Origin of the sequence: Blastomonas sp. (assembly GCF_041747255.1) — a bacterium.
Taxonomy (GTDB): domain Bacteria; phylum Pseudomonadota; class Alphaproteobacteria; order Sphingomonadales; family Sphingomonadaceae; genus Blastomonas.
This window is the reverse complement of sequence record NZ_JBGTFM010000269.1, coordinates 1-2,133: the sequence shown is the minus strand read 5'-3', so window position 1 is coordinate 2,133 and position 2,133 is coordinate 1. Positions and strand designations below refer to the sequence as shown.

At 62.7% G+C, this 2,133-nt stretch carries 4 protein-coding genes; 3 read left to right on the top strand and 1 reads right to left on the bottom strand.

From position 1 onward, the window contains the following. A partial coding sequence (locus ACEW8G_RS09235) for a hypothetical protein (RefSeq protein WP_373488135.1) occupies positions 1 to 362 on the bottom strand: 362 nt, incomplete at its 3' end. Between the two features lie 286 nt (positions 363 to 648). Here ACEW8G_RS09235 and ACEW8G_RS09230 point away from each other — a divergent pair. The 3 genes from ACEW8G_RS09230 to ACEW8G_RS09220 form a co-directional block, all read left to right on the top strand. Continuing rightward, positions 649 to 1,311, top strand: coding sequence for a glutathione S-transferase family protein (locus tag ACEW8G_RS09230; protein ID WP_373488134.1), 663 nt, complete (start codon positions 649 to 651; stop codon positions 1,309 to 1,311). Continuing rightward, positions 1,308 to 1,727, top strand: a complete 420-nt coding sequence (locus ACEW8G_RS09225) for a GFA family protein (protein ID WP_373488133.1) — start codon at positions 1,308 to 1,310, stop codon at positions 1,725 to 1,727. The genes ACEW8G_RS09230 and ACEW8G_RS09225 overlap by 4 nt, the downstream gene beginning before the upstream one ends. Positions 1,728 to 1,786: 59 nt before the next feature. Continuing rightward, positions 1,787 to 2,133: HesB/IscA family protein (locus ACEW8G_RS09220; protein WP_373488132.1), on the top strand; the 347-nt coding region annotated here is incomplete at its 3' end.

Below are 2,133 nucleotides of genomic sequence, written 5' to 3'. Positions count from 1 at the left end.
ATTTCATCGAACAGCAGCGCATTTTCGGCCATGATCAGCAAAGCGACGGCCAGCAGGGCAACGAAATCAATCAGCGGCAGACTGGCATAGCCCCGCCAGTATGTCGCGGCGGCATAGCCTGCCAGCACGGCAAGTGCGGGCGCCAGCATCAGCGTGAAGCGGATTTCATCGGCCCGGGTGAAGAACAACGGGTTGATTAAAGAATAGCCGATCAGCATCGCCGCCAGCAGTCCGGCGAACACGCGCATATGGGCTGCACGTGCACGTCGTTCGCGTAGGATGAACCGCGTTTCGACCGCGGAATCGGCAGATCTGCCGCTGATGGCGGCGCGCGCGCCCGCGCTGTTGTCGTCATGCTGCATGTCGCGCCCCTTCTGCGGCCCACAGTGGAGCATGACCTAACATGGCAGAATTGACAAACCCGTAACGGCGGGTGGTTGACCAGTCATTATGCGCTGCTGCGCGAAACAGGCTTGTCTGGCGGGCGGCGGTTCGGGGTATTTAGGAATAAGAAATACAAGCGCGGCCTGGGCGATTTGCTGGGGCAGGCGACGGGGCGGGCGAAGGGGTTTGACGATTGCTGAACGATGCTGGACACGAACAAAGTTCATGCTATGTTCTTTGACGTCGATTCGCAGGAGAGCAGGTATGACCACCCTCGATTTCTACACCAACCCCATGTCGCGCGGGCAGATTGCGCGCTGGATGATCGAAGAGACCGGCGTGTCTTACACCCAGCACCTCATGGAATACGGGGAGACAATGAAGGGCCCGGATTATCGGGCGATCAACCCGATGGGCAAGGTTCCGGCAATTGTCCATCAGGGCAGGGTGGTGACCGAATGCGCCGCGATCTGTGCCTTTCTCGCGCAAGCCTTTCCCGATGCCGGGCTTGGCCCCCACGCCGATGAAGCCGCTGATTATTATCGCTGGCTGTTTTTCGGGGCCGGGCCGCTCGAACAGGCGATTACCAACCGCGCGATGGGGTGGAGCGTGGACGATCCGCAAAAGCAGGGCATGCTGGGCTATGGCCATTATGATCTGGTGGTCGATACGCTGGCGGACTGGCTGGCCGACCGCGACTACATCTGCGGGTCGCGCTTCACCGCCGCCGATGTCTATGTCGGCGCGCAGGTTATGTGGGGTCAGGCGTTTGGCTCGCTGCCAGTGCGTGACAGCTTTGCCGCTTATGCCGCGCGGCTGGACATTCGCCCGGCCTATATCCGCGCCAAGGCGATCGACGACGCGCTGATCGCCGCCCAAAGCAGCAGGGACGCCAAGGCGGCTGAAGCGGAAGGAACAGCGGCATGAGCGAAGCGGCCGGCGGATGCCATTGCGGCGCGGTGCGCTATGCGGTTGCCGCGCCTGCGGATGATGCGGAACCGGTGCGTACGGCGCTATGCCATTGCACCGATTGCCAGCGCTGCGCCGGGGCACCGGTGGTGGGCTGGACCGCAGTGCCCAGCGGCAGTTTTCGTCTCACCAGCGGTACGCCTGCAGTTTATCGCTCGTCCGAATATGCCCGGCGCAGCTTCTGCCCGCAGTGCGGCACCGGACTGTTTTATGTGAACGAGGTGGTGTTGCCAGGCATCGTCGACATCCAGACCGCGACATTCGATGACGCCAGTGCGTTCCCGGCGATGGCGCATATCCAGACCGCCGAGCAACTGGCGTGGATGGGGACCGCGCATGAGCTGCCCGCTTTTGAGCGTTACCCGGAGGGTTAAGCCGTTCGACCGGAATTGCACGGCTTGTCGCGGATCGTCGCAGGGCTTATGTTAGGCTCATGACCAGCGCTTCAACCGCACAACCGGCCACCGCCGATATTATCCTCACCGTCAGCGCCGCCAGCCGTGTCGCCGCGATTGCCGCCAAGCAGGGCAAGCCAGCGATCCTGCGGCTGTCGGTCGAAGGCGGCGGCTGCTCGGGCTTTCAATATCGCTTCGGCCTCGCCGATGCTCCCGAGGATGGTGATACCGTCGCGCGTCAGGATGGTGTTGCTTTGGTGGTCGATGAGATCAGCCTCGATCTGGTGCGCGGCAGCGCGGTCGATTTCGTCGAATCCCTCGGCGGTGCGGCTTTTCAGGTCACCAACCCCAACGCGGCATCGGGCTGCGGCTGCGGCTCCAGCTT

What these genes read in the sequence shown, in the direction of transcription:
- ACEW8G_RS09230 (WP_373488134.1), top strand. Translation starts at nt 649, where the DNA reads ATGACCACCCTCGATTTCTACACCAACCCCATGTCGCGCGGGCAGATT.
- ACEW8G_RS09225 (WP_373488133.1), top strand. Translation starts at nt 1,308, where the DNA reads ATGAGCGAAGCGGCCGGCGGATGCCATTGCGGCGCGGTGCGCTATGCG.